The organism is Mycolicibacterium obuense (assembly GCF_055397605.1).
Window position 1 is genome coordinate 5444657 of sequence record NZ_AP043663.1, and the last position, 22366, is coordinate 5467022.

20 protein-coding genes are annotated in these 22366 nt (G+C 67.8%); 12 read left to right on the forward strand and 8 right to left on the reverse strand.

Translation table 11 applies throughout. The features are described from left to right. Positions 1 to 101 precede the first annotated feature (101 nt). From ACZ50N_RS26395 to ACZ50N_RS26410, 4 genes are all read left to right on the forward strand, one after another. Positions 102 to 1172, forward strand: a complete 1071-nt coding sequence (locus ACZ50N_RS26395; RefSeq protein ID WP_464474174.1) for a sodium:calcium antiporter — start codon at positions 102 to 104, stop codon at positions 1170 to 1172. A gap of 33 nt (positions 1173 to 1205) precedes the next feature. After that, the gene (locus ACZ50N_RS26400; protein WP_464475726.1) at positions 1206 to 2036 is read left to right on the forward strand and encodes an MOSC domain-containing protein; all 831 of its coding nucleotides are present in this window, start codon (positions 1206 to 1208) and stop codon (positions 2034 to 2036) included. Positions 2037 to 2086: 50 nt separating this feature from the next. Continuing rightward, the gene (locus tag ACZ50N_RS26405; RefSeq protein ID WP_464474175.1) at positions 2087 to 3115 is read left to right on the forward strand and encodes an alpha/beta fold hydrolase; all 1029 of its coding nucleotides are present in this window, start codon (positions 2087 to 2089) and stop codon (positions 3113 to 3115) included. 79 nt (positions 3116 to 3194) lie between these two features. Further along, a complete protein-coding gene (locus ACZ50N_RS26410; RefSeq protein ID WP_053079489.1) occupies positions 3195 to 3824 on the forward strand; it encodes a class I SAM-dependent methyltransferase in 630 nt (209 codons plus the stop codon). On the opposite strand, the gene ACZ50N_RS26415 is transcribed toward ACZ50N_RS26410, so the two are convergent. After that, positions 3816 to 5171, reverse strand: a complete 1356-nt coding sequence (locus tag ACZ50N_RS26415) for an NAD(P)/FAD-dependent oxidoreductase (RefSeq protein ID WP_464474176.1) — start codon at positions 5169 to 5171, stop codon at positions 3816 to 3818. The genes ACZ50N_RS26410 and ACZ50N_RS26415 overlap by 9 nt on opposite strands. An 84-nt stretch (positions 5172 to 5255) precedes the next feature. Here ACZ50N_RS26415 and ACZ50N_RS26420 point away from each other — a divergent pair, with 84 nt between their 5' ends. Next, positions 5256 to 6869, forward strand: coding sequence for a sensor domain-containing protein (locus ACZ50N_RS26420; protein WP_464474177.1), 1614 nt, complete (start codon positions 5256 to 5258; stop codon positions 6867 to 6869). Here ACZ50N_RS26420 and ACZ50N_RS26425 read toward each other — a convergent pair. Beyond that, positions 6857 to 7717 carry a lysophospholipid acyltransferase family protein gene (locus tag ACZ50N_RS26425; protein WP_048424979.1) on the reverse strand — a complete coding sequence of 287 codons (861 nt, stop codon included), beginning with the start codon at positions 7715 to 7717 and terminating at the stop codon, positions 6857 to 6859. The genes ACZ50N_RS26420 and ACZ50N_RS26425 overlap by 13 nt on opposite strands. An 85-nt stretch (positions 7718 to 7802) precedes the next feature. Between ACZ50N_RS26425 and ACZ50N_RS26430 the strand changes: the two genes are divergently transcribed. From ACZ50N_RS26430 to ACZ50N_RS26440, 3 genes are all read left to right on the forward strand, one after another. After that, entirely contained in the window at positions 7803 to 8546 is a 744-nt protein-coding gene (locus tag ACZ50N_RS26430) for a TetR/AcrR family transcriptional regulator (RefSeq protein ID WP_464474178.1), read from the forward strand. A gap of 8 nt (positions 8547 to 8554) precedes the next feature. After that, positions 8555 to 8920 carry an Hsp15 family ribosome-associated heat shock protein gene (locus tag ACZ50N_RS26435; RefSeq protein ID WP_046366503.1) on the forward strand — a complete coding sequence of 122 codons (366 nt, stop codon included), beginning with the start codon at positions 8555 to 8557 and terminating at the stop codon, positions 8918 to 8920. 266 nt (positions 8921 to 9186) lie between these two features. Continuing rightward, on the forward strand, positions 9187 to 9906 hold the full coding sequence (locus ACZ50N_RS26440; RefSeq protein ID WP_073682146.1) for a cutinase family protein: 720 nt from the start codon (positions 9187 to 9189) through the stop codon (positions 9904 to 9906). Between the two features lie 60 nt (positions 9907 to 9966). On the opposite strand, the gene ACZ50N_RS26445 is transcribed toward ACZ50N_RS26440, so the two are convergent. From ACZ50N_RS26445 to ACZ50N_RS26455, 3 genes are all read right to left on the reverse strand, one after another. Then, a complete protein-coding gene (locus ACZ50N_RS26445) occupies positions 9967 to 10185 on the reverse strand; it encodes a hypothetical protein (RefSeq protein ID WP_046364887.1) in 219 nt (72 codons plus the stop codon). A gap of 41 nt (positions 10186 to 10226) precedes the next feature. Beyond that, positions 10227 to 13160, reverse strand: a complete 2934-nt coding sequence (locus tag ACZ50N_RS26450; protein ID WP_073682145.1) for a bifunctional diguanylate cyclase/phosphodiesterase — start codon at positions 13158 to 13160, stop codon at positions 10227 to 10229. A gap of 72 nt (positions 13161 to 13232) precedes the next feature. Beyond that, positions 13233 to 14093, reverse strand: coding sequence for a universal stress protein (locus ACZ50N_RS26455; RefSeq protein ID WP_464474179.1), 861 nt, complete (start codon positions 14091 to 14093; stop codon positions 13233 to 13235). Between the two features lie 81 nt (positions 14094 to 14174). Here ACZ50N_RS26455 and ACZ50N_RS26460 point away from each other — a divergent pair, with 81 nt between their 5' ends. The 3 genes from ACZ50N_RS26460 (at position 14175) to ACZ50N_RS26470 (ending at position 17943) form a co-directional block, all read left to right on the forward strand. Continuing rightward, positions 14175 to 15587, forward strand: a complete 1413-nt coding sequence (locus ACZ50N_RS26460; protein WP_110798028.1) for an APC family permease — start codon at positions 14175 to 14177, stop codon at positions 15585 to 15587. A 64-nt stretch (positions 15588 to 15651) separates the two neighbouring features. Continuing rightward, the gene (locus ACZ50N_RS26465; RefSeq protein ID WP_046364890.1) at positions 15652 to 16995 is read left to right on the forward strand and encodes an NAD-dependent succinate-semialdehyde dehydrogenase; all 1344 of its coding nucleotides are present in this window, start codon (positions 15652 to 15654) and stop codon (positions 16993 to 16995) included. A gap of 48 nt (positions 16996 to 17043) precedes the next feature. After that, on the forward strand, positions 17044 to 17943 hold the full coding sequence (locus ACZ50N_RS26470; RefSeq protein WP_046364891.1) for a LysR family transcriptional regulator: 900 nt from the start codon (positions 17044 to 17046) through the stop codon (positions 17941 to 17943). Between the two features lie 48 nt (positions 17944 to 17991). On the opposite strand, the gene ACZ50N_RS26475 is transcribed toward ACZ50N_RS26470, so the two are convergent. The 3 genes from ACZ50N_RS26475 to ACZ50N_RS26485 all read right to left on the reverse strand — a co-directional run bounded on the left by ACZ50N_RS26475 (position 17992) and on the right by ACZ50N_RS26485 (position 21518). Beyond that, positions 17992 to 19245 carry a threonine/serine exporter family protein gene (locus tag ACZ50N_RS26475; protein ID WP_464474180.1) on the reverse strand — a complete coding sequence of 418 codons (1254 nt, stop codon included), beginning with the start codon at positions 19243 to 19245 and terminating at the stop codon, positions 17992 to 17994. Beyond that, positions 19238 to 20662, reverse strand: a complete 1425-nt coding sequence (fumC, locus tag ACZ50N_RS26480) for a class II fumarate hydratase (protein WP_464474181.1) — start codon at positions 20660 to 20662, stop codon at positions 19238 to 19240. Before fumC ends, ACZ50N_RS26475 begins: the two co-directional genes overlap by 8 nt. Positions 20663 to 20771: 109 nt before the next feature. Continuing rightward, entirely contained in the window at positions 20772 to 21518 is a 747-nt protein-coding gene (locus tag ACZ50N_RS26485) for a 3-oxoacyl-ACP reductase family protein (RefSeq protein ID WP_464469208.1), read from the reverse strand. Between the two features lie 143 nt (positions 21519 to 21661). Here ACZ50N_RS26485 and ACZ50N_RS26490 point away from each other — a divergent pair, with 143 nt between their 5' ends. Further along, positions 21662 to 22360 (forward strand): TetR/AcrR family transcriptional regulator, encoded by a 699-nt coding sequence (locus ACZ50N_RS26490; protein WP_073682142.1) that lies wholly within the window; start codon positions 21662 to 21664, stop codon positions 22358 to 22360. Positions 22361 to 22366 lie beyond the last annotated feature (6 nt).

Sequence of the window (22366 nt, forward strand, 5' to 3'; positions counted from 1 at the left end):
CCCGAATCCTCACGGCCACCGGGCTTTCAGGAACTTGACAGGTTTCTCGCCGACGGACCGGGTACGCCTGCCCCACCACCGCAACCCGAGAGGAAGCACCTGTGTCCGGTTGGCCGATGTGGGCGTTGCTGGTGATCTTCGCCGCGGCGGCCGGGGCGATCTGGGTCGCCGGCATCTCACTGTCGAATCAGACTGACGTGCTGTCCACCCGACTCCATCTCGGGTCAGCGCTGGGTGGCCTGATCCTGCTGGCCATCGCCACCAATCTGCCCGAGATCGCGATCGTCGCCAGCGCCTCGCTGTCAGGCAATCTCGGAGTCGCGGTCGGCAACATTCTCGGCGGTATCGCCATCCAGACCGTGGTCCTGGTCGCGCTGGACGCGTTCGGGGTGAGGGGACCGCGGCCTCTGACCTACCGCGCGGCCTCCCTGGTGCTGGTGCTCGAAGCCGCGTTGGTGGTGGCGGTCCTGGCGATCGTCATCGCAGGAACCCAACTGCCGGGCACATTGATCGCCTGGCGCGTGACACCGGCCGCACTGCTCATCCTTGTGGTCTGGGTGGGCGGGCTGTTGCTGCTGCGCCGGGCCGGGCAGTCACTCCCGTGGCACGAATCGGGCCAACCTCCCGACGGTCAGGACAAACCCCGCGGCCACAGCACCGCCAGCAATGAGCGCGAGGCGACCTCTCGCGGCATCAGCACGGCGAAATCGGCGCTGGTCTTCGGCCTGGCCGCGGCGGTGACTCTCGTCGCCGGCGTCGTCCTCGAGCGCAGCGGCGACGCGATCGCCGACGGTATCGGTCTGTCCGGAGTGCTCTTCGGTGCGACGATTCTGGCTGCCGCGACGTCGTTGCCTGAGCTGTCGACGGGTCTGGCATCCGTGCGCAACGGCGACTACCAGCTCGCGGTGTCCGACATCTTCGGCGGGAACGCCTTTCTGCCCGTGCTGTTCCTGATGGCGACACTGCTGTCGGGTGACGCCGTCCTACCCCAGGCGCAGCGCACCGACATCTACCTCACCGCCCTGGCGATCGTGCTGACGCTGGGCTACGCGACCGGTCTGCTCTTCCGCCCGCAACGCCGCATCGCGCGGATGGGCATCGACTCGCTGGCGGTCCTCGTCATCTACGTCGTCGGCGTCGTCGGGTTGTTCGCCATCGCGCATGCCCGCTGACGACACGTCGTGCCCCGTACGCTGGCGCAGACGATGATCACCGTTCCGAGCGGCCGGGTGGCCGCCCTGCGCCGCTATCCCGTGAAGTCCGTACTCGGCGAGGAGTGCGCCCGCGTCGAGCTCGGCCCCCTGGGTGTCGCCGGCGACCGCCGGTTTGCGTTCGTCGACGACGAGACGGGGCGGGTGGCCACGGCGAAGAACCCTCGCCTGTGGCGTCGGCTGCTGCACTGCTCGGCAGCCACCGGGGACAGCGGTGTCGGACTCACCCTGCCCGACGGCCGCGCCGTGAAGCTCGAGCAGTCAGCCGATGCGGTGTCGGAGATGGTGGGGCGGCGCGTGCATCTGGCTGACGAACGCAGCGCGGGGGCCACCGTCGAGCGCTCCGATCCGGTCGACGTCTTGACCCACGGCGTCGACGCCGACATGGAGGCCGAGATCCTCGAGATCGCGCAGGGCACACCTGGGGGCGCCTTCGTCGACCACTCCCCCGTCCACCTGATCACCACCGCCGCTCTCGATGCCATCGGACTGGACCGCGCTGACGCCGTGCGCTATCGACCGAACATCGTGATCGAGACACCGCCCGACTGCCCGCCGTTCGTGGAGAACGACTGGGTCGGTGTCACGTTCGGCCTCGGTGGGGAGGTCCAGGTGCGCGGGACACTTCCCACGCCGCGATGCTCGGTGCCCACGCTCGAGCACGGTTCGCTTCCGAGGTCCGCACAGGCCGTTCGTCACACGCTCGAACACAACCGCGTCCAGGCGGGCGAATTCGGAGTCCTCCCCTGCGCGGGCCTCTACGCCGACGTCGTCACCGGCGGGATCGTCGGTATCGGCGACGAGGTCGGAATCCTCGTCACGTAGACCATCTCCGGGTGTACGTTCTCAGCTCGTGAGGCAGGCACGTCGAGGCGATGCAATTCCTGCGCATCGGTGACCGCCGGCTGGCGTACGAGGTACGCGGGCCGCTTCGCGGTGCCCTGCCGCCGCTGATCGCTCCCGCCTGGTGGGTCAGCCATCTCGAGCTCGACTGGCAGCAGCCCGGTGTGCAGCAGTTCTGGACGGGAATCGCCGACGATCGCACGCTGATCCGCTATGACCGCCTGGGCGTGGGGATGTCCGACCGGGAGGTGCGTGACGTCGACCTGACACTCGAGGCCGAGGTCGACACGCTGCGGGCGCTCTGCGATGAACTGGAGCTCGACCGGGTCTCACTTCTGGGCGGATCCTCAGGCAGTGCGACGGCAATCACCTATGCCGCAAAGTATCCCGAGCGCGTCGATCGGCTGGTGCTCTACGGGGCCTACGCGCGCGGCGACCAGCTCACTCCACCGGAGGTCGGCCAGGCCATCGTCTCGGCGATCGACGCGCACTGGGGCCTGGGTGCCCGCATGCTCAGCGACATCTTCCTCGGCAGCGCCGACACCGCCGCGCACGAGCGATTCGCGCGGCTGCAGCGCGAATCGGCCACGGCCGAGACGGCCGCCGCACTGCTCGGCATGGTCTACGAGCTCGATGTCAGCGCCCACCTGCCGAGGGTGCGGGTGCCGACGACCGTGGTGCATCGCCGCGATGATCGCGCGGTCCCGTTCCGGCTCGGTCGGGACGTGGCGGCAGCCATTCCCGGAGCCATTCTCGTTCCACTGCAGGGTGATTCGCATTTTCCGTGGCACGGCGATGTGGACGCTGTCGTCCGAGCCTGCCGGGGCGGGCTCGCGGCTCCCACGCGCGATACGCCTCCGCCGCACGCAGCACTTCTCTCGGCGCGTGAACGGGACGTCCTGGGCTGCGTGGCGCGCGGACTGAGCGACCGCGAGATCGCCGAACAGCTGGCCATCAGCCCGCACACCGTGCACCGCCATGTCGCGAACATCCGGGACAAACTGGGCTGCCCGTCGCGCACCGCAGCCGTCGCAGAAGCGTCACGCCGCGGCCTTCTCTAGATCACCGAAATCGGCCATCCGAGCACGATGGCCGATTCAGGCGATGCGGCGCTGCGCCACACCCACCTACATTCGGCGCATGAACCAGGCATGGTTGCGGGTGATGGCGCTGCTCTACGACCCGTTCCTGTGGCTCGGCGAGGTCGCGGGAATGCGTCGACGCCGACGTGAGCTGGTGGCGCGGGCGTCAGGCCGCGTCCTCGAGATCGGCGCGGGAACGGGTCTGAATCTGCCCTCCTATCCCGCCACGGTCGACGAGCTGATCCTGGCCGAGCCGGAACCGGGTATGCGCGGCAGGCTGGCTCGTCGGTCGCAGCGTCTCGGCCGGGTGGCCGAGATCATCGAGGCGCCGGCCGAGCGCCTTCCGCTGCCCGATGCGTCGGTGGACACCGTTGTCTCGACGCTGGTCCTGTGCACCGTCGCCGATCCCGAGCGTGCGCTCCGCGAGATCGCCCGCGTGCTGGCGCCCGGCGGGCAGCTGTTGTTCATCGAGCATGTTCGGGCCCGATCACGGTGGTTGGCCGGCTGGCAGAACCTGTTGGTGCGGCCGTGGCGTGCCTTCGCGGGCGGATGTGTCTGCAACAGAGACACTCTCGGGGCGATGGCGGCCTGCGGTCTCACCCCGGAGGTCGAGCACGCGACCTGGCGCGGGATGCCGCCGATCGTCGGCCCGCTCGTGATCGGACGAGCCGACGCGCCCCTACGCTGACTTGTCCGGGCCTGCGTTGTAGCTCTGGTGCACAGGCGATTCCCACGTGTAGGGCTCTTCGGGATGCCCGGACCCACCCAGGATGAACGTGCGGTCGCTGCGGTTGGCCCGGGCGATCGTCGCCATCCAGGTGCCGACGGTGCTGAACCGGTTACGCACCCCGGTCAGGAAGGCGATGTGGATGAAGCCCCAGCCCAGCCAACCCCCAACCCCGGCCAGCTTCACAGGCCCCGCTTGCAGCAGTGCGTTGCCGCGGCTGATGTAGGCCGCCGAGCCCAGGTCGCGATAGCGATAGTTCTTGCGGCGCTTGCCACCCACGTCACGACGGATGCACGCGGCCGCATGCAACCCGCCTTGCATGGCGTTCTCCGCGACCCCGGGTAATCCGTCGCGACCCGCCAGGTCACCGATGACGAAGACCTCTCGATGCCCAGGCACGGACAGGTCGGGGTCGACGGTGATGCGGCCGGATCGATCCGTCTGGGCGCCGAGCACCTCGGCGGCATGGCGGGCGAAGGGCACCGCTTCCACCCCGGCGGTCCACAACACGGTCCGGGTCGCGTAATCCTGTTTCTCCCCGGCGCCTTTCGGGCTCACCGTGATGCCATCACGCCGGACATCGGTGACGTGCACGCCGAAATGCAGTTCGACCCCGAGATTCACCAGCGTCTCCTGCGCCCGGCCGGCCAGAGCCGGGGCGAAGCTCTTCAACACCCGATCGCCGCCGTCGAACAGCAGCACCCGTGCCTCGCGCGGCTGGATGCTGTGGAATTCGTTGGCCAGCGCCCGAGTCGCGAGTTCTCTGATCTGACCGGCCAACTCGACGCCGGTGGGGCCACCACCGGCGACGGCGAAGGTCAACCACTGGTCACGGTCGGGACCCGGCGGCAGGGTCTCGGCGATCTCGAATGCAGCGAACACCCGCCGGCGGATGCTCAAGGCGTCGTCGAGCGTTTTCATGCCGGGCGCCCACGCAGCGAATTCCTCATGCCCGAAGTAGGACTGACGCATCCCGGCCGCGATCACCAGGTAGTCGTAGTCGACGTCGAAGGTGGTGTCGTCGGGCCGTCGCGCGGTCACTCGCCGGGCGGTGGAATCCAGGCGAATGGCCTCACCGAGCAGGGTCTGGACGTTCGGATGGTGCTCGAGTTCCTCGCGCAGGGATCGGCTGATCTGGCCGATGCTGAGTGTGCCGGTGGCGCACTGGTAGAGCAGGGGCTGGAAGACGTGGCATGCCGCTCGATCGAGCAGGGTCACGTCGACGTCGACTCCGCGGAACCGCCGGGCACAGAACAGGCCGCCGAATCCTCCGCCGATGATCACGACCCTCGGACGCTCATTACCCATGGCACCGTCGATACCCGTTTCTCATCGAAAGCACCCGCCGACACGCTAGCCTCGCTCAGAGGGATCGGGCCGGCGGGGGCGGATATGCAGGGAGACGACACCGATGCCGCGGGGGCGTCGGTGGAGAGCGTTGCGGCCGTTGAGCAGCGCTTCCGGGAGTTGTTCGATCTGTCCAGTGACGGGATCTGTGTCCACCAGGACGGCGCCATCGTGTTCGCGAACGCCACGGCGGTGCGGTGGATGGGGGTGCCGGGCAGCGAGGATCTGATCGGTCGACGAGTGGCGGATTTCATTCCGGCCGACATCCTGGGCAAGGTGGAGAGCCGACTGAGCGGCCTGCACCACGACGGCGACAACGCTCCGCCGACCGAGGTGTCGATGAGTCGATCCCGGGGTGCGATGCGCGACGTCGAAGCGACCTCGACCCGAATCCACTGGCACGGCCGGCCCGCCGTCGTCACCTATTTCCGAGACCTTACCAAGAGTCGGGCGGCGGATCTTCTGCGCTATCAGGCGGCCCTTCTCGACCATGTCAGCGACGGTGTCGTCGGGCTGTCACCCGAAGGCACGGTCAGCACGTGGAACGCTGCAGCCGAGAAGATCTACGGCCGCACGGCGCAGGAGGTGCGCGGGCGACCCGTGCACGAGGCGGTGGGCGCGGACGTCGACGCCGACCGGCTGATCGACACACTCGGTGTACTGCACGCGACGCACGTCGCTGCCGACGGCTCGCCGCGCTCCATCCGACTCACGGCGGCACGGACGGCTTCGGGCTACGTGCTGATCTGCGCCGACATGACCGCTCTTCGCCGCGCCGAACGGCACTTCGAGGCCGTGGTGACCGCGCTGGACGCGGGGGTGGTGGTGTTCCATCCGGACGGTTCGGCGATGTCGGCGAACCCGGCCGCGCAGCGCATCCTGGCCACCGTCCGACCCGTCGATGCGCCGTTCGCCTCGAACATTCCGCTGGTCGACGCCGATGGACGCGCGTTGCCGGTGACCGAGCAACCGGTCTGGCAGGTGGCGCATTCCGGCGACCCGCAGGTCGACCGCGTGGTGGGCGTCGACTGTGAGGACGGCAGCCGGGTGTGGCTGTCGATGAGCACGCGGATGCTCAGTCCCGACGATCCGTTGCGGTCGCCGGTCGTGGCGACGTTCGTCGACATCACCGCGCAGAAGATGGCCCACGAACGTGCCGAGCACGAAGCCGCTCACGACGTACTCACGGGACTGCTGAACCGGTCGGGGGCCTTCGCGCGCATTGCGGCATCGCTGCGTCCGGATGCGGTCCAGCGTCTGAGCGCGGTGCTGTTCATCGATCTCGACGACCTGAAGTCGGTCAACGATTCGTTCGGCCATGACGCGGGCGACGCGGTACTCGTCACCGCCTCCGCCCGGATGAAGGACGCGCTGCGGGAATCCGATCTCATCGCCCGGCTGGCCGGGGACGAGTTCGTGGTGCTGCTGATGCAAGGCATCGAACAGGAGGACCTGGATCGGTTGATCGACCGATTGCACCGCGCCGCAACCGATCCCATCCCTTATCACGATTTCGAGATCACCGTCACGGCCAGCATCGGGGTGACGTTGGTGGGCTTGAACGACATGCGGGACGCCCTCGAGCTGCTGCGCGCCGCCGACGAGGCGATGTACAACGCGAAGGCGTCCGGCCGGGGCCGTACGCGTTACGCAGTCTGAGCCGACGGCTGGACCGCGCGCCGCCAGGCAAGCGGGTTGAGCCGGCGAAACGGGTCGTCGTCGCGAAGCGACTGCAGCTCATCGAGGATCGAGCGCAGGGCTCTCTCGGTGGCTTCTTTGACGGCCGACTCCCATATCTGCGTCGTGGTGTCACTGGGCCGCGCGGTTGCGATCGGTGCGCCGAATCGCAGGTACATCCGTTGCGGCCGTGGCGCCATCGTCGGCCCCACACCGCGGACAAGAGGAATCCCGACGCCGCGCACGCCGTGCAGCCGCTCGCCGATCCCCCGGGTCAACCGCTCCCACGCGCCGTCGCGCTCGGTCAGGATGTGGAACACGTCGTCACCGCCCACCAGCCCGACAGGCACGATCGGATAGTCGTGGGAGATCGCAAGCCGAGCGAAACCGCTGCGGCCCTGCCACAGAAGGCGATACTCCTCGCCCTTGAACTTGAGCATGTCGCGTCCTCCGCCGGGGAACACGAGCACGGTCTCGCCCTGTCGCATCAGCTCCGCTGCGTTGGCAGGGTCGCCGACCACCGCACCAGCAGCTTCGGCGATCTCACGACCGAGGCCAGTCATGTCGGCGAGCTGCCGCGTAGCCAGTCCACGTACCCGCACACCCAGTTCGGCGTGAACGAAATACGGAATCATCACGATCTCCGGCCATCCCGCCGTCGTGTGGTTCCCGACCAGCAGGAAACGACCGTCGCGCGGCAGGTGCTCGAGCCCATCGACGTAGATGCGAGACCGCGCCACCACAGGCTCGATCCGGTCCGCGACCGAGAAGATCGCCGACTCCAGGGCAGCCACACGCTTCGCCCGGTCGACAAGGGAGAGGAGATCCATGGGCTCAGGGTAACCCACCAACTGACTAGAGTACCGAAATGGTCAGTTTCTTCACTGGAGCCTCGCCCGCCGCTATAGTCGGCGGGTGAGTTCCGTGTCGGCTGCCCTGCCCGAGCAGCAGTCAGCCAAAGCCGCGCGCTTGTTGACCGCAGCCGGAGAGCTGCTCCTGAAGCGGGGAGCGCGCGGTTTCACGGTGGCCGACGTCGCCGCGCGCGCCCATGTCGGAAAGGGCACCGTCTACCTGTACTGGCCCACCAAGGAAGACCTTCTTCTCGGTCTGGTGGGCCGGGGTTTTCTCGGCCTTCTCGACGACCTGATCACCCGCATCCGCACCGACGCTGAGCTGGCACGTCCGTCCCGCTTCTGCCCGATGATGCTCGAGGCAGCCGCGAACCACCCTCTGATCGCCGCGATGCAACGCCAGGACGGCGACCTCCTGGGAATGTTGGCCGACCATCCTCGCTCCGTCGCACTGCACCAGACTCTCGGGCCGAGTGCGGTCGTCGGTGCGGTTCTGCCGGTGTGGCGGCGCCACGGATTGGCCCGCACCGACTGGGACCTCGCCGATCAGGCCTTTGCTCTGCACGGCCTGATCACCGGCATCGCGCTGTCGCTGGTCTCCGGGGCAGGCGATCCCCTACCGACGGCCGACCCACTGCAGGTACTGAGCACAGCTGTCACCGCGCTGCTCGGAACGGAGAGTGCCGGAGATGACGACTTAACCACGGCCGCAACAGAATTGGTCGGATTCCTGAGTGAGCGCAGCAGCCAGGCGGCTAAGCTCGTCGACATCCGGGTCGATGCTCCGCACCCCGACGCTGGTGCGTGATGGCAGCCATGTACGCGACGCGCGTGGATCGCTGGCTGTGGGCGGTGCGGTTGACCAAGACCCGCCCGGACGCCGCTGAGGCCTGCCGCGGCGGTCATGTGCGCGTCAACGACCGGCCCGCCAAGCCGTCGACGATGGTCGGTCCCGGCGACACGGTCCGCGCACTCGTCGGGGACCGTGTCCGAATCGTCGAAGTCGTGCGGGTCATTCAGAAGCGGGTCGGCGCCGCGGATGCCTCGACCTGCTACCTGGACCGCACCCCACCGCCACCGCCGGCCGTCGCGACACCTGTTGCCGTGCGGGACCGAGGTGCGGGCCGCCCGACGAAGCGGGACCGCCGACTACTGGACAAGTGGCGGGCGCAGCAGAGGTGAGTGCGCGGCGATGATCCGATTCTCCTGGGCTTGAACGGTTTTTCGTCTCCCACACGACGGTCCGGACACAGGATCGATCACGCCCACTTCCCTACGCGGCGCGTGGCGCCCTCAGCAGCTAGGGTGCCGAAGGTGAGGGGGGAATTTCTGGCGTGCCCAGGTCGGTCGTCGGTCCGTGATCCCCTGCCCGCGATCGCACTGTTGGACGCGAGCGCGTACTTCGTTCTTCGCCAGACACATTCGGTATCGGCCTCGGAAGGACCATCATGACGATCAGCCCTACGCCCAGGCGGGTGCGCCGTTTCGTCTGCGCCGCCGCAGCCATCGTCGCCGCGGGTGTCGGCCCGCAAGCAGGGCTCGCATCTGCCCAGCCGGCCCCGGCCTGCCCGAACGTCGAGGTGGTGTTCGCCCGCGGCACGCTGGAGGCACCCGGAATCGGCGACACCGGTCAGGCACTGGTCAACTCGCTCGACTCGCGCCTGGGAACGCCGGTCGCCACCTACGGGGTGAACTATCCAGCCTCGCTGGATTTCGCCACCGCCGTGAGCGGTGTCGCCGACGCCGCCAATCACATTCAGTCTGTGGCGCAGAGCTGTCCACAGACACAGATCGTGCTGGGCGGTTACTCGCAAGGCGCGGCGGTCGCGGCCTACACCACGTTCGACCACGTACCGCCGGGTTTCATTCTGCCGCCCAACATCAGCGGGCCCATGCCTGATTCGATCGCGTCTCATGTCGCGGCGGTCGTGCTGTTCGGCACGCCGGACCCGTTCTTCCTGAACCTCGTCGATCGCACTGCACCGTCGTTGACGGTCGGGCCGCTCTACGCCGACAAGACGCTGCAACTCTGCGCCCCAGGTGATCCGGTGTGCCAACCGGGCGCCTTCGATCGTGCCGCTCACAGCGCCTACAAGAGCAATGGGATGGCCGACCAGGCGGCGGCCTTCGTCGTCGATCATCTCGACGGTGGCGCTGACGCGCAGTGACTCGGCTCTGACAACACGAAGGGCGCCCGCACAATGGCGGGCGCCCTTCGTGTGAGTCGATCAGTTGTGGACGGTGGTGTCCACGTGCGGCACGTGCACGTGGGGGAACAGCTGGTCGTACCACGGGTAGTAGTCGTTGCTGTATCCGTAGCCGTGGTGGCCGTATCCGTAGCCGCCGAAACCGAAGCCGCTCTGGTCAGCCTGCGCCGGACCAGCGAAACCGATCACCGCGGCGGTCATCGCGCCGGCGACCATGCTCATCAACCCGAACTTCTTCATCGCTCTCGCCTCTTGTCGTCTCCGCTGGCGGGTGATACCGCCTATGCAGGGTCAAACAGCACCACTGGCGATTTGATTCCATCGAGGTCGGACCGGGCGTGTCCGAACAGGAAGCCCTGGCCGAGGGTGCATCCCCACTCGAGGAGGCGGTCGCGTTGTTCGGGGCGCTCGATGCCCTCGGCGATCACGGTCATGCCGACGCGAGGTCCGAGATCCACGATCGCCCGGGTGAACGTCGCGCATCGGTCGTCGTCGAGCATCCCGGCGATGAACTCTCGACTGATCTTGATGATGTCGACGGGCAAGTCGACCATCTTCTGCAGACCGTTGAAGCCCGTGCCGACGTCGTCGATGGCGATCCGCACTCCCAGCCCGCGCAGCCACTCCAGGTCGTCGGGCGTGGAGCCCGCGATCCCGCCCGCGTGCGTCTCGGTCAGTTCGAGCACGAGCCGGCGCGGATCCAGACCGGTCATCTCGAGCGCACCGACGACGTCGCCGCGTAGATCGCCTCGTTCCAGCTGACGCCCCGAGACGTTGACGTGAACAGCCGAGGCAGACCAGGGCGCGATCCATGAGGCGGCGTTCCGGCAAGCTTCGTTGAGCACTCGGCGGCCGATGGCCGGCATGAATGCCGACGCCTCGGCCACGGTCAGGAACTCGCCCGGCAGCAGCAGACCGCGACGAGGATGCTCCCACCGTAACAACGCCTCGGCTGCAACGGTTTTCGTTGTCTCGAGTGCGACGATGGGCTGATAGTGGACGGTGAACTCGTCCCGATCCAGGGCACGGGAGATCTCCGAACGCAGCTGAACCTCATGACGGCGGACGGTCGCCCGGAGCGCATCACCGCCCGTGGCGACGCAATCCTTGCCGTTGCGCTTCGCGGAGTACATGAGGCTGTCGGCGCGCTGCAGCAGAGTCTCGCCCCCGCACCCCGGCTCGGAGAGCACCATGCCGACACTGACCGACAACCGGTCGTACATGCGCCCCATGCCCAGCCTCACCGGGCGGCGCAGCTCGGCTCTGATGCGTTCTGCGGCATGGTGCAGGTCGTCCGCAGCGCCAACGTCGGTGCAGAGCACTGCGAACTCGTCACCGCCCAGACGCGCTGCGATACAGTCTGCCGCGATCACCGATTGCAGCCGTCGCGCAACGATTTTCAGCACCTCGTCGCCCTGCGCGTGCCCCAGGGTGTCGTTGACTGCCTTGAAACCGTCGAGATCGAGGAAGATCAGCCCCACTCCACGCGATCCGACCTGGTGGGCGCCGGCCAACGCAGCCTCGAGGCTGTTCATGAACAGGGCGCGGTTGGCCAGCCCGGTCAGTGGATCATGTGTCGCCAGGTGCTGTAGTTCGGCCTCGAATGCTTTGCGCTCGGTGATGTCGGTGGCCACGCCGATGTATCCCACACACGTGCCGTCGTGATCGGTCATCTGCGAGACGGCCAGACTGACCGCCACACGGTTGCCGTCGCGCCGCACGTAGGTCCATTCGCGGACGTCGGCGTTGTGCGGTGTGACGTCGTGGACGAACACATGGAACGCGGGCGAGATGCCGAGTTCGGCCGCCCTGGCCCGGACTTCGAGCGGGTCGTGGAACTCGATGGGCGTGCGTCCGATCATCTCGTCAGCCGACCAACCCAGCAGGCGTTCCGCCCCGTTGTTGAACACGGTGATGAGCCCGTTCGCGTCGGTGCCGATGATGGCCTGTTCGGACGCCGCCTGCAGGACGCCGGCGAACAGGTCATGCGCCGCGCGCAGCTGCTCGGCGTGGCGCCGTTCCTCGGTGACGTCGCGGAACGCGGCGACGGTGAACGCCGACTGACGGGTCAGCGGGGTGGTGGTCAGCTCGACAACCCGGTCCTGCTCGGGCAGCTCGAGGTCTCGCCGCTGGGCACCGGATACCCCTGATGACGAGGTCTCGTTCGCCGCGCGCACGACATCGTCGACGCAGCCTGACGACGTGGCCTGAGCGTTCTGGAGTACGGCGACGCCGTCGGCGTCGGTGAGCAGAACGCTGTCGTGGATGCTGTCGAGGACAGCGCCCAGCAGCTCAGAAGTACGAGCAGCGGAGTCCCGCGCGGACGAGAGCTGATCGATCAGCCGAGCGCGCGAGTCGCGGTAGAGCGCCAAAGTCAACACGACGATGGTCAGACTGCAGACCATCGCCTGCGCGAGCAGCGCGCGCATCTCGACGTCGGGAACGATCAGCGCGCCGCGTTCCCGCAGGGTGGCGCCGACGATCCAGGCGCCGGCGACGAGTAGGAACGTGGTCGACACCATCGTGCTGTATCGCAGAGCCAACCAGACGGCAGGCACGAGCACGATGAAAGCAATGGGCACACCGGTGTTCAGCCAGAACGCGTAGACGAAGGCCACCACCGCCGTTGCGGTCGCGGCAAGCGCTTCGGCGAGACCGCGGGTGGTGATCCGGGGACGCCGGGGGGTGATCTCTCGAGCGCGCAGCCAGACAGAGACTCCCAACAGCGTCGAGGCGCCGTTGCGGACGGCGAACAGCGCGAAGTTCTCGCCGAAGCCATCGCGCTCGACCACCCAGAAGTATCCGGCTGCCAGGACCGCCGCAGTGCTTGTCCCGACGACCACGGCCACGACCAGGTGGGCGAGGTCGGCCGGATCGCGCAGTGTCGGCGCACGTCCCCCGCGAGTCAGGACGGCCGCCGTCACCGCCGCCAGCAAACCATTCACCACCACGAACCACAACGCGAGCGGGACCGACGCACCAGTGGTCAGATTCACCGCGAAGGTGAGGACCAGCAGCAGCGCGACGTGCGCCAGACGCCTCTGCAGTGGACAGTCACGGGTAGCGAGGAGCCAGACCGTCGCCACCGCGGCGGCGGGCCACACCAGCGAGATCTCGTCCCCGCCGAGCCGGGTGGCACGTCCTGCCACAATTGCCAGGGTGTAGGCGATCGGAAATGCGACGAAGTACGCCACCCAGCGACGATCGACCACCATTGCCACCCTTTGCTTGAGCGTCAATAAACAGCATGAGCGCTCAGGGGGGATTTCGCCGGCAAATTCGGCGTGTCAGTCCCTCGGCCAGACGATCAGCGGCACGGGCAGCGCCCGCAGGATCTTGGTGGCCGACCGGCCGAGGAACAGCCGGCGTGGCGCGGCCAGCCGGCTCGAGCCCACCAGCGCGACCTCACTGTCGGCGAACTCGACGCCTTCGACCGCATCCTCAAGCGATTCACCCCGGCCGATGATGCTGCTGACGGAGCACTCCGCCGGCAGTCGCTGCGCAGCCGAATCCACCAGCGCGGCGGCGTGCTCTTCGGCGGCGCGCACCCAGTCACTGCCGTCGATGGTCGCGTCCTCGTCGAGTGCCACCAGCGACATCAGTCGCAGCGGAACCCGCCACTCACCTGCCAGCCGGACGGCGTTGTCGAACAGCGCCTCGTTGCCGGGCCGCAGCCCGACGGCGCAGGTGATTCGCGAGACCCCCGGCTGCGCCTGGTACTGCGCCGGCGCGAGCGCGACCGGTACGGGTGAGGCGTGCAGCAGCGCGTCAGCGAGGCTGCCCAGCCCGAAGCGGCCGCTACGGACGCGGTGGTAGGTACCGACCACGATCAGTGCCGCCTCACCGCGGTCCGGGTCGGTGGCCGCATCGAGTAGACCCTGGGTGATCGAGTCGGCGCGCTGCACCACGCTGTCGGCGGTCACGTCGTCAGGAACCCGAGACAGTCCGTCGCGCAACCATTCTCGGGCCTGCTCGTCGAGCTCGGCGTTGAAGGCCTGGTCGGGCGAGTACCGCTGGAACGTCGGTGCGTCGCTGGGCAGCACCGATACGAGATCGAGCGTCGCTCCCGACGAACGCGCCAGGGTGGCCGCGACGTTGACTCCGTCGACCCCGCGCTGACGCGGACCGTACCCGACGACATATCGCATGGCTGGTCACGGTACAGAACCGCCGAGGTTGTGGTAAGCCCCGTGAGTACCTTTTTCCACCAGCGAGATGGCGGTGCCACCATGACTCAGTCAGCCTCCGGCTCCACGGGTTCTCCCACGCTGGCCCGCACCTTGGGTCTGTGGGCGATCGTCTTCCTCGGCCTCGGCTACATGACACCGACGGTCGTGTTCGACACGTTCGGCATCGTCTCCGACGAGACCGGCGGAGTGGTACCGACGGCCTACGTTTTCGCGCTGGTGGTCATGGCGTTCACCGCGGTCAGCTACGGCCGGATGACGACCGTGTTCCCGTCCGCGGGTTCGGCATACACGTACACCTCGGCGACGATCAGCCCCAACTTCGGCTTCCTGATCGGGTGGGCGGCCCTGCTCGACTATCTCCTGCTGCCGCTGGTGAATGCGCTGATCATCCGCAGCTACCTGTACTCGTTCTTCCCCGATGCACCGCAGTGGCTGTTCGTGGTCGTCTACGTCGCCGCGATCACCGGGATGTGCCTGTTCAGCATGACCAACACCTCCCGGGTGAACATGCTGCTGGTCGTGTTCGAGGTCGTGCTGATCGGGGTGTTCCTGATCCTGGCCGCCAAGTCGCTGATGGGCGGGATGGGCAACGGCACGTTGTTCTCGGCGGAGCCCCTGTGGCACGAGGGCGTGCATCTGGATCTGGTGATCACCGGGGCGACGATCGTCGCGTTCTCGTTCATCGGGTTCGACGCGATCACCATGTACACCGAGGAAGCCAAAGACGCCGCCACGGTGCCGAAGGCGATCGTGCTGGCGCTGTTGATCGGCGGCGCCATTTTCTTCGTTGCCGCGTTCTTCACCCAGTCGTTGTTCCCGGACGTGTCGAACTTCAGCCAGGAGTCGTTGGAGAACAGTGCGCTGCCGGAAATCGCGTTCAATGTCGGTGGGCATCTGTTCAAGATCCTGCTGACCGCAGCTGCGTTCGCAGCCACGGTGGCCTCGAGCCTCGCGTCGCACGCATCGGTGTCGCGTTTGCTGTTCGTGATGGGGCGTAACGGGCGCGGGCCGGTCGGCCGGTTCTTCGGCTACCTACACCCGAGCTTCCAGACCCCGTTCTACGCGATCATTTTCGTGGGTGTCGTGTCGCTGTTGGCGATTTCGTTCAACCTGGATTTCGTCGCGTCGCTGATCAACTTCGGTGCGCTGATCGCGTTCACCATGGTGAACCTGACCGTCATCATCTACTTCGCGTATCGCCGCCGCGAGGTCAGCGGGGCGGGACAGATCTTCCGCAACATCGTCCTGCCCGGCATCGGCGTCTTGGCCACGGTGTTGCTGTGGCTCTACCTGTCGCCCGAGTCGACGCGCTACGGGATCATCTGGTTCACCATCGGAATCGTTGTGCTGCTGTGGCTTACGCGCTTCTTCCGCCGCCCTCTGTCGGTCAACATGGGCGAAGCGATCCCCGACGCTGACGAAGTCGACACGCCCCCGAAGACGGCGACCTAGACTGGCGGCGCACCCACTCGTGCGGTGCCCGTACCGAGCCCGATCTTCAAGGAGCGAACTCTCGATGAGCACGTCTATGTACGCAGTGGTCGACCCGTCCACCGGCGAGTTGGTCAAGGAATACCCGACGGCCACCGACGAGCAGATCGAGCAGGCGATCGCCGCCGCCGACGCGGCGCACCGTGAGTGGTCGAAGACCTCGTCCGTCGCCGATCGCGCGGCCCTGATCCGCCGGGTCGCCGAGTTGCACGAGGAGCGCAAAGAGGAGCTCGCCCGCATCATCCAGCGTGAGATGGGCAAGCCGCTCGACCAGTCGATCGGCGAAGTGGAGTTCAGCGCAGCGATCTACACCTACTACGCCGACAACGCCGAGAAGTTCCTCGCCGACGAGCCGATCGATCTGCTCGAAGGGGACGGGTCAGCGCTGATCCGACGGAGCTCGGTGGGCGTGCTGCTCGGCATCATGCCGTGGAACTACCCGTACTACCAGGTGGCCCGCTTCGCCGGACCGAACCTGACCATCGGCAACACGATCGTGCTCAAGCACGCGCCGCAGTGTCCGGAATCGGCGGAAGCCCTGCAGAAGATCTTCACCGACGCGGGCTTCCCCGAGGGCGCCTACGTCAACGTGTACGCCACCAACGAGCAGATCGCCGACGCGATCGCCGACCCCCGTGTGCAGGGTGTGTCGCTGACCGGCTCGGAGCGGGCCGGCGCCGCTGTCGCCGAGATCGCGGGCCGCAACCTCAAAAAGGTCGTGCTCGAGCTCGGTGGTTCTGATCCGTTCATCGTGCTGTCGACCGACGATCTGGACGCCACCGTGGAGGCCGCGGTCGACGGGCGGTTCGAGAACACCGGCCAGGCGTGCAACGCGGCCAAGCGCATCATCGTCGCCGAGAACGTCTACGACGAGTTCCTCGGCAAGTTCACCGAGAAGGTGCTGGGCAAGGCCGAGGGCCTGGCCCCGCTGTCGTCGGTGGCCGCCGCCGAGCGCCTCGAGGATCAGGTCAAGCGGGCCGTCGACGCCGGCGCCAACCTGACCAGCGGTGGTGAGCGCAACGGCGCCCATTTCCCGCCGGGGGTGCTCACCGACATGCCGCGCGACTACCGCGAGGAGCTGTTCGGGCCCGTCGCATCGGTGTACAAGGTGGCCGACGAGCAGGAAGCGGTCGAGCTGGCCAACGACACCCCGTTCGGGTTGGGTTCCTACGTCTTCACCACCGACGGCGAACAGGCCAAGCGGGTTGCCGACAAGATCGAGGCCGGCATGGTGTTCGTGAACGCCGTCGGAGCCGAGGGCGCCGAGTTGCCCTTCGGTGGTGTGAAGCGCTCGGGCTTCGGACGCGAACTCGGCCGGTTCGGGATGGACGAGTTCGTGAACAAGAAGCTCATTCGCATCGTCGAGTAGAGCCGCCGGCCCCTGAGATCGGGCAGGTGATCGGGCATTGTTCAGGGTATGGAACTGCGCACTCTGGAGTACTTCCTCGCCGTGGCCGAGGAGGAATCGTTCACCCGGGCCGCGCAGAAGTGCTTCGTCACCCAACCCTCGATCAGCGCCCAGATCCAGGGGCTGGAGCGTGAACTCGGCGAGTCGCTGTTCGATCGCACCCAGCGCACCACGGTGCTGACCGACGGCGGTCGAGTGCTGCTGCCGTACGCGCGGGAGTGCGTGCGCGCAGCCAGCGACGCGAAGGCGGAGTTCTCCGCTCGCGCGGGTCTGCTGCGGGGCCAGCTCCGAATCGGGACGGGCGGCGGGGTCGAACACACCACCATCCCCGCGCTGCTGGGTGAGCTGCGACAGAAGTATCCGGGCATCGACGTCGAGGTCGCCGAGGCGACGAGCGCACCGCTGCTCGACATGGTGCTGCAGAGTCGGTTGCACGCCGCGGTGATAGCTCGGCCCGCTGCGGGGTTGCCTGCGACGATCAGCGCCTCGCCGATGTTCACCGACGAGATCGTGGCGGTGTACGACCCGACGGTCTACCCCCTCGGCGACGCCGATCCGATTCCGTTGCGCGACATCGTGTCTCACCCGGTGATCACCTATCCGCAGACCAGTGCGCTACGTGGCGCTGTCGAGCGGGTCGCCACCGAGGCCGGGGTCGTCTTGTCGGCCAACGTCGCCGCCAACGACGCCCGGTTGCAGGTGGCGTTCGCTGCTCAGGGGTTGGGCGTGGCGCTGAGTGTGCGCTCGGATCCCGCGCTGCGCGAAACCGGGCTCACCATTCGGCACGTCAGCCCACAGATCGGCTTCGACAAGGTTCTCATCTGGCGCAATGACCTCACTGCGCCGGCCCCGCTGAGGGCCTTTCTCGAATTGTGGGCCAATCTGGCCGGCACACCTGCGGCGCCCTAGCCCCTGCGGGCGGAAACGATTGTGGTCGAAGGATCGAAGCCGCGGACGTCAGGCGCGGTGCCGGCGATCGAGCACCCAGTCCCGCACCCGTGAGGGCACCGCCAACCCGACCGCCATCCCGGCCACCGTGAGCGTGGCTGTGATGCCGTCGCTGACCACGGCGAGCAGGACAGGGTCGGTGGCGTGCGTGGCGAGCTCGGCGGCGCCGGCGACAGCCCTGAACACATACATGCCCGGCACCATCGCCACCACGGCCGCGAAACCCACTGCGGCGAAGGGGATGCCTTTCAGATAGGCCACCGGGGTCAACACCGCGCCCGCCAGCAGGCATGCCAGCAGTGCGGCAACGGGAAGGCTGGCATGCCAGTACGCCGTCGCCAGCCAATGGAGGGCGTGCGCCGCCATGCCGACGACGACCGGCCAACCCAACAGGCGGTACGGCATGGAGAAGAACACCGGATAGCAGGCGGCTGCGACACCTGCGGCCAGGACGTCGAGGACGAAGGGCACCTCTGCCGGTGGCGACGTCAGTGGCAGCGCCTGCCCGCCCATACGCAACCCCACCATGAGGCCGACGGCGATCACCGCGAGCACCAGGAGTGCATAACCGAGCCGGGCGAGTGCGAGCGGTATGCGGACTGCCAGCAGATCCATGGCGCCGATGAGGATCTGCGGACCGGGCACCATGACCATGGCCGGGCACAGCGCGACCAGACCACCCGGCACCTGCATTCCGACCGCCCCCGCGAGAGCGCCGGCCGCTCCGGCGATCAGCGCGGCACCGAAGATCGGCAGCAGCACGTCCGAGGTGACGGTGGCCAGCAGTCGGCGCAGCAGGCCTCCCAGTGCCGCGGCACCGGCGATCAACGCGACGGCCCGGATGTCGGTCACCCCGAAGACGACAGACAACGCCGCGGCGCCGAAGCCGCAGGCCACGACGAAGGCCGCGGTCGAGGACGGCTTGAGGCGTGCGGCCTCCTCCAGTGCCCGCTCCACCTCGGTACGGTCCACCGGGCGGCGAGCGGCATCGTCGACGGTTCGCATCAACGCGGCCACCCGGCGCATGTTGACCGCGATGGGCCGCGTCTGCGCGGTCAGCGCGTCGGCACCGCCGGCGCGTGGGTCATAGACGGTCAGCGTCGACCACCCGGGAGTGACCTCGGCAGGCTGGCCCAGTCCGTGCGACAGTCGCCGCACAGCGGTCAGTGTCATGGCCGTCGATTGACCACTCTCGTGCAGCAGGACGGCGGCGCGCAGGATCGTTGCGAGTGCGCCTGCGCGACCGTCCGATTCGCTAGGCACCGGCCACGCCGCGGCCGATCATCTCGTGGGGGTCGACGATGGCGTCGAACTGCTCGCCGGTCACCTTGCCTGACGCGAGCGCCGCCTCGCGCAGCGTGATGTCGCGGGCCACGGCGTCCTCGGCGATGTGCGCGGCGTTCTGGTAGCCGATGACGGGGCTCAGTGCGGTCACCAGCATCGCGCTGGTGCTCACATAGCGGGTGATCCGCTCCTCGTTCAGTGTGGTTCCTGCGACCGAGAATTCGAGGAATTTGCCGCACCCGTCGGCCAGGATGCGGATTGAGTGCAGGACATTGTTGATGATGACGGGCCGCATCGCGTTGAGCTCGAAGTTGCCTTGCGAGCCCGCCAATGCCACCGCGGCGTCGTTACCCATCACCTGGATCGCGATCATCACCAGGGCCTCGCACTGCGTCGGGTTCACCTTGCCGGGCATGATCGACGACCCCGGCTCGTTGGCGGGCAGCACCAGTTCGCCGAGCCCGCAGCGGGGGCCGGAAGCCAGCCACCGCATGTCGTTGGCGATCTTCATCAGGGCGACTGCCAACCCACGCACTGCCGCATGGGCGCGCACGATCGGGTCCAGCGACCCGAGCGCGGCGAATTTGTTCGGCGCGGTGACGTACGGCTTTCCGGTGAGGCCGGCCAGCGTCGTGGCGACGTCGTGGCCGAAGCCCGCCGGCGCATTCAGCCCGGTGCCGACCGCGGTGCCGCCGACCGCCAGTTCCAGCAGACCTGCCCGCGCATGGTCGATGTCCTGCAGGCACGCCTGCAGCTGGGCGGCCCACCCCGACCATTCCTGCCCCACGCTGAGCGGCACCGCATCCTCCAGATGGGTGCGGCCGATCTTCACGATGTCCATCCACTGCGCGCTCTTCGTCGCGATCTCGTCGTGCAGTGCCTTCACTCTCGGCACCAGATGCCCGTCGATGGCGTCCAGCGTGGCGATGTGCATGGCTGTGGGGAAGGTGTCGTTGCTGCTCTGCCCCATGTTGACGTGGTCGTTCGGGCCGACGGGCTGCTGTGAGCCGAGCTGCCCGCCGAGCAGCTGGATGGACCGGTTGGACAGCACCTCGTTGACGTTCATGTTGCTCTGCGTGCCAGATCCCGTCTGCCACACGAACAGTGGGAAGTGCTCGTCGAGTTCGCCGGCGATCGCCTCTTCCGCGGCCTGGACGATCACCTTCGCCAGCCGCGGTTCCAGTCGGCCTGCCTTCTCGTTGACCAGCGCGCAGGCTTTCTTCACCAGTCCGTAGGCGTGGTAGACCTCGATGGGCATGCGGTCGGTGCCTATCGAGAAATGCTGCAGCGAACGCTGGGTCTGGGCGCCCCAGTACCGATCGGCGGGCACGTCGACGGTGCCGAGGCTGTCGAACTCCTGACGGGTACCGGTGGCGTCGATACCTATTGGGGTCATACGGGCGTCCTCCACGGTGGGCTGCGGCCAAGCCTTCCCCGCGCCGTCAGCGCTGTCCAATAGCCGACGCCTTGCCGCGGATAGGAGCAACCTATCGGCCGCCGCGGGATCAGATGACGAAACCACCGTCGACGTTCCACGTCACGCCTGTGACGTAGCTCGCCTCAGCCGACGCGAGATAGGCAACGGCGCTGGCGATGTCGGCCGGCTGTCCGTAGCGACCGACGGCGATGAGCGGACGAACCTGGTCGGAGAAAGCGCCGCCGTGTTCGGGGTTCATGTCGGTGGCCACCGGGCCGGGCTGGATGGTGTTGACGGTGATGCCGCGCGGCGCGAGTTCACGCACGAGTCCGCGGGTGAAGCCGGCGACGGCGGCCTTGGTGAGCGCATACCCGGACAGGCCGGCCATCGGTGCGCGGTCGGCGTTGACACTGCCGATCGTGATGATGCGTCCGCCCTGCCCGAGGTGCGGGACGGCGGCCTTGGTGGCGACGAACACGCCGCGCACGTTGACCGCGATGAGACGGTCGAACTCCTCCAGGGGGAAGTCCTCGATCGGAGCTCCGTAGGCGATGCCGGCGTTGTTCACCAGGATGTCGAGGCCGCCGAGTCGCGACACGGCGGCCTGCACCGCGTCGCTGACGGCGGCGGGGTCGGCGCTGTCGGCCTGCAGCGCGACGACGGTGCCGCCCGCTGCGGTCAGCTCGTCGGCCAACAGTTGCGCAGGCTCCGGCGACGACTGATAGGTAAGGGCCACGTCGGCGCCGTCAGCGACGAGGCGGCGCACGATCTCCGCTCCGATGCCTCTCGAACCGCCGGTGACCAAGGCTCGTTTGCCGGACAGGGGACTCGTCATCGCGATCTCTTTCGTCGTCGGCCGGATCTCCTGCGGCCTCGTGTCCACTGGTAAGCGAGCACGGCCCGGAAAGATTCCCGGCCCTCGCCCTCGCCCCGCTGACGAAATCATCAGGACTGGGATGAGCCTGATATTCTGCGGCCATGGACGTGCCCGAGGGCGCCGGTGCGGAGCAGCCCGTCAACCGGCTGCAGCGCCGCAAGATGCGCACCCGCGCAGCCTTGGTCCGGGCGGCACAGGGATTCATCGCCGAGGGCAAGCTCGCGGTGCCCATCTTGGAGATCACCCAGGCCGCTGATGTGGGAATGGGCTCGTTCTACAACCACTTCGAGAGCAAAGAACAGCTCTTCGACGCTGCCCTGACGGATGCCCTGGACCAGATGGGCGCCCTGCTCGACGTCTTCACCGCCTCGATCACCGAACCAGCGGAAGCATTTGTCACGCGATTTCGACTCGCAGGCAGGCTGTTTCGCCATCGCCCGCAGGAGGCGGCACTGCTGCTGTCCAATGCCGGGTCACTCATCTTCTCCGACCACGGTCTGTCCCCGCGCGCCCGCCGCGACATCGCCGCCGCCATCGACGCCGGCCGGTTCGTGATCGCCGACCCAGACGTGGGGCTCGCACTGGCGGGCGGCGCGCTGATCGGTTTGGCCACGCTGTTGAGGGAGAAGCCCGACCGGGATGCCGACACCACGGTCGACGAGGTGGCCGGTGGACTGCTGCGCACCTTCGGTATCACCGCGAAACAGGCAGCCGCGCTCTGCGCGCTCCCGCTACCCGACCTCTCATCGCTGGCGGATGCACCGGCCGACTGGCCCGCACCCATGATGCGGGCGGACTGAATCGAC

What these genes read in the sequence shown, in the direction of transcription:
- ACZ50N_RS26400 (WP_464475726.1), top strand. Translation starts at nt 1,206, where the DNA reads ATGATCACCGTTCCGAGCGGCCGGGTGGCCGCCCTGCGCCGCTATCCC.
- ACZ50N_RS26405 (WP_464474175.1), top strand. Translation starts at nt 2,087, where the DNA reads ATGCAATTCCTGCGCATCGGTGACCGCCGGCTGGCGTACGAGGTACGC.
- ACZ50N_RS26410 (WP_053079489.1), top strand. Translation starts at nt 3,195, where the DNA reads ATGAACCAGGCATGGTTGCGGGTGATGGCGCTGCTCTACGACCCGTTC.
- ACZ50N_RS26415 (WP_464474176.1), bottom strand. Translation starts at nt 5,171, where the DNA reads ATGGGTAATGAGCGTCCGAGGGTCGTGATCATCGGCGGAGGATTCGGC.
- ACZ50N_RS26420 (WP_464474177.1), top strand. Translation starts at nt 5,256, where the DNA reads ATGCAGGGAGACGACACCGATGCCGCGGGGGCGTCGGTGGAGAGCGTT.
- ACZ50N_RS26425 (WP_048424979.1), bottom strand. Translation starts at nt 7,717, where the DNA reads ATGGATCTCCTCTCCCTTGTCGACCGGGCGAAGCGTGTGGCTGCCCTG.
- ACZ50N_RS26435 (WP_046366503.1), top strand. Translation starts at nt 8,555, where the DNA reads ATGTACGCGACGCGCGTGGATCGCTGGCTGTGGGCGGTGCGGTTGACC.
- ACZ50N_RS26440 (WP_073682146.1), top strand. Translation starts at nt 9,187, where the DNA reads ATGACGATCAGCCCTACGCCCAGGCGGGTGCGCCGTTTCGTCTGCGCC.
- ACZ50N_RS26445 (WP_046364887.1), bottom strand. Translation starts at nt 10,185, where the DNA reads ATGAAGAAGTTCGGGTTGATGAGCATGGTCGCCGGCGCGATGACCGCC.
- ACZ50N_RS26450 (WP_073682145.1), bottom strand. Translation starts at nt 13,160, where the DNA reads ATGGTGGTCGATCGTCGCTGGGTGGCGTACTTCGTCGCATTTCCGATC.
- ACZ50N_RS26455 (WP_464474179.1), bottom strand. Translation starts at nt 14,093, where the DNA reads ATGCGATATGTCGTCGGGTACGGTCCGCGTCAGCGCGGGGTCGACGGA.
- ACZ50N_RS26460 (WP_110798028.1), top strand. Translation starts at nt 14,175, where the DNA reads ATGACTCAGTCAGCCTCCGGCTCCACGGGTTCTCCCACGCTGGCCCGC.
- ACZ50N_RS26465 (WP_046364890.1), top strand. Translation starts at nt 15,652, where the DNA reads ATGAGCACGTCTATGTACGCAGTGGTCGACCCGTCCACCGGCGAGTTG.
- ACZ50N_RS26470 (WP_046364891.1), top strand. Translation starts at nt 17,044, where the DNA reads ATGGAACTGCGCACTCTGGAGTACTTCCTCGCCGTGGCCGAGGAGGAA.
- fumC (WP_464474181.1), bottom strand. Translation starts at nt 20,662, where the DNA reads ATGACCCCAATAGGTATCGACGCCACCGGTACCCGTCAGGAGTTCGAC.
- ACZ50N_RS26485 (WP_464469208.1), bottom strand. Translation starts at nt 21,518, where the DNA reads ATGACGAGTCCCCTGTCCGGCAAACGAGCCTTGGTCACCGGCGGTTCG.
- ACZ50N_RS26490 (WP_073682142.1), top strand. Translation starts at nt 21,662, where the DNA reads ATGGACGTGCCCGAGGGCGCCGGTGCGGAGCAGCCCGTCAACCGGCTG.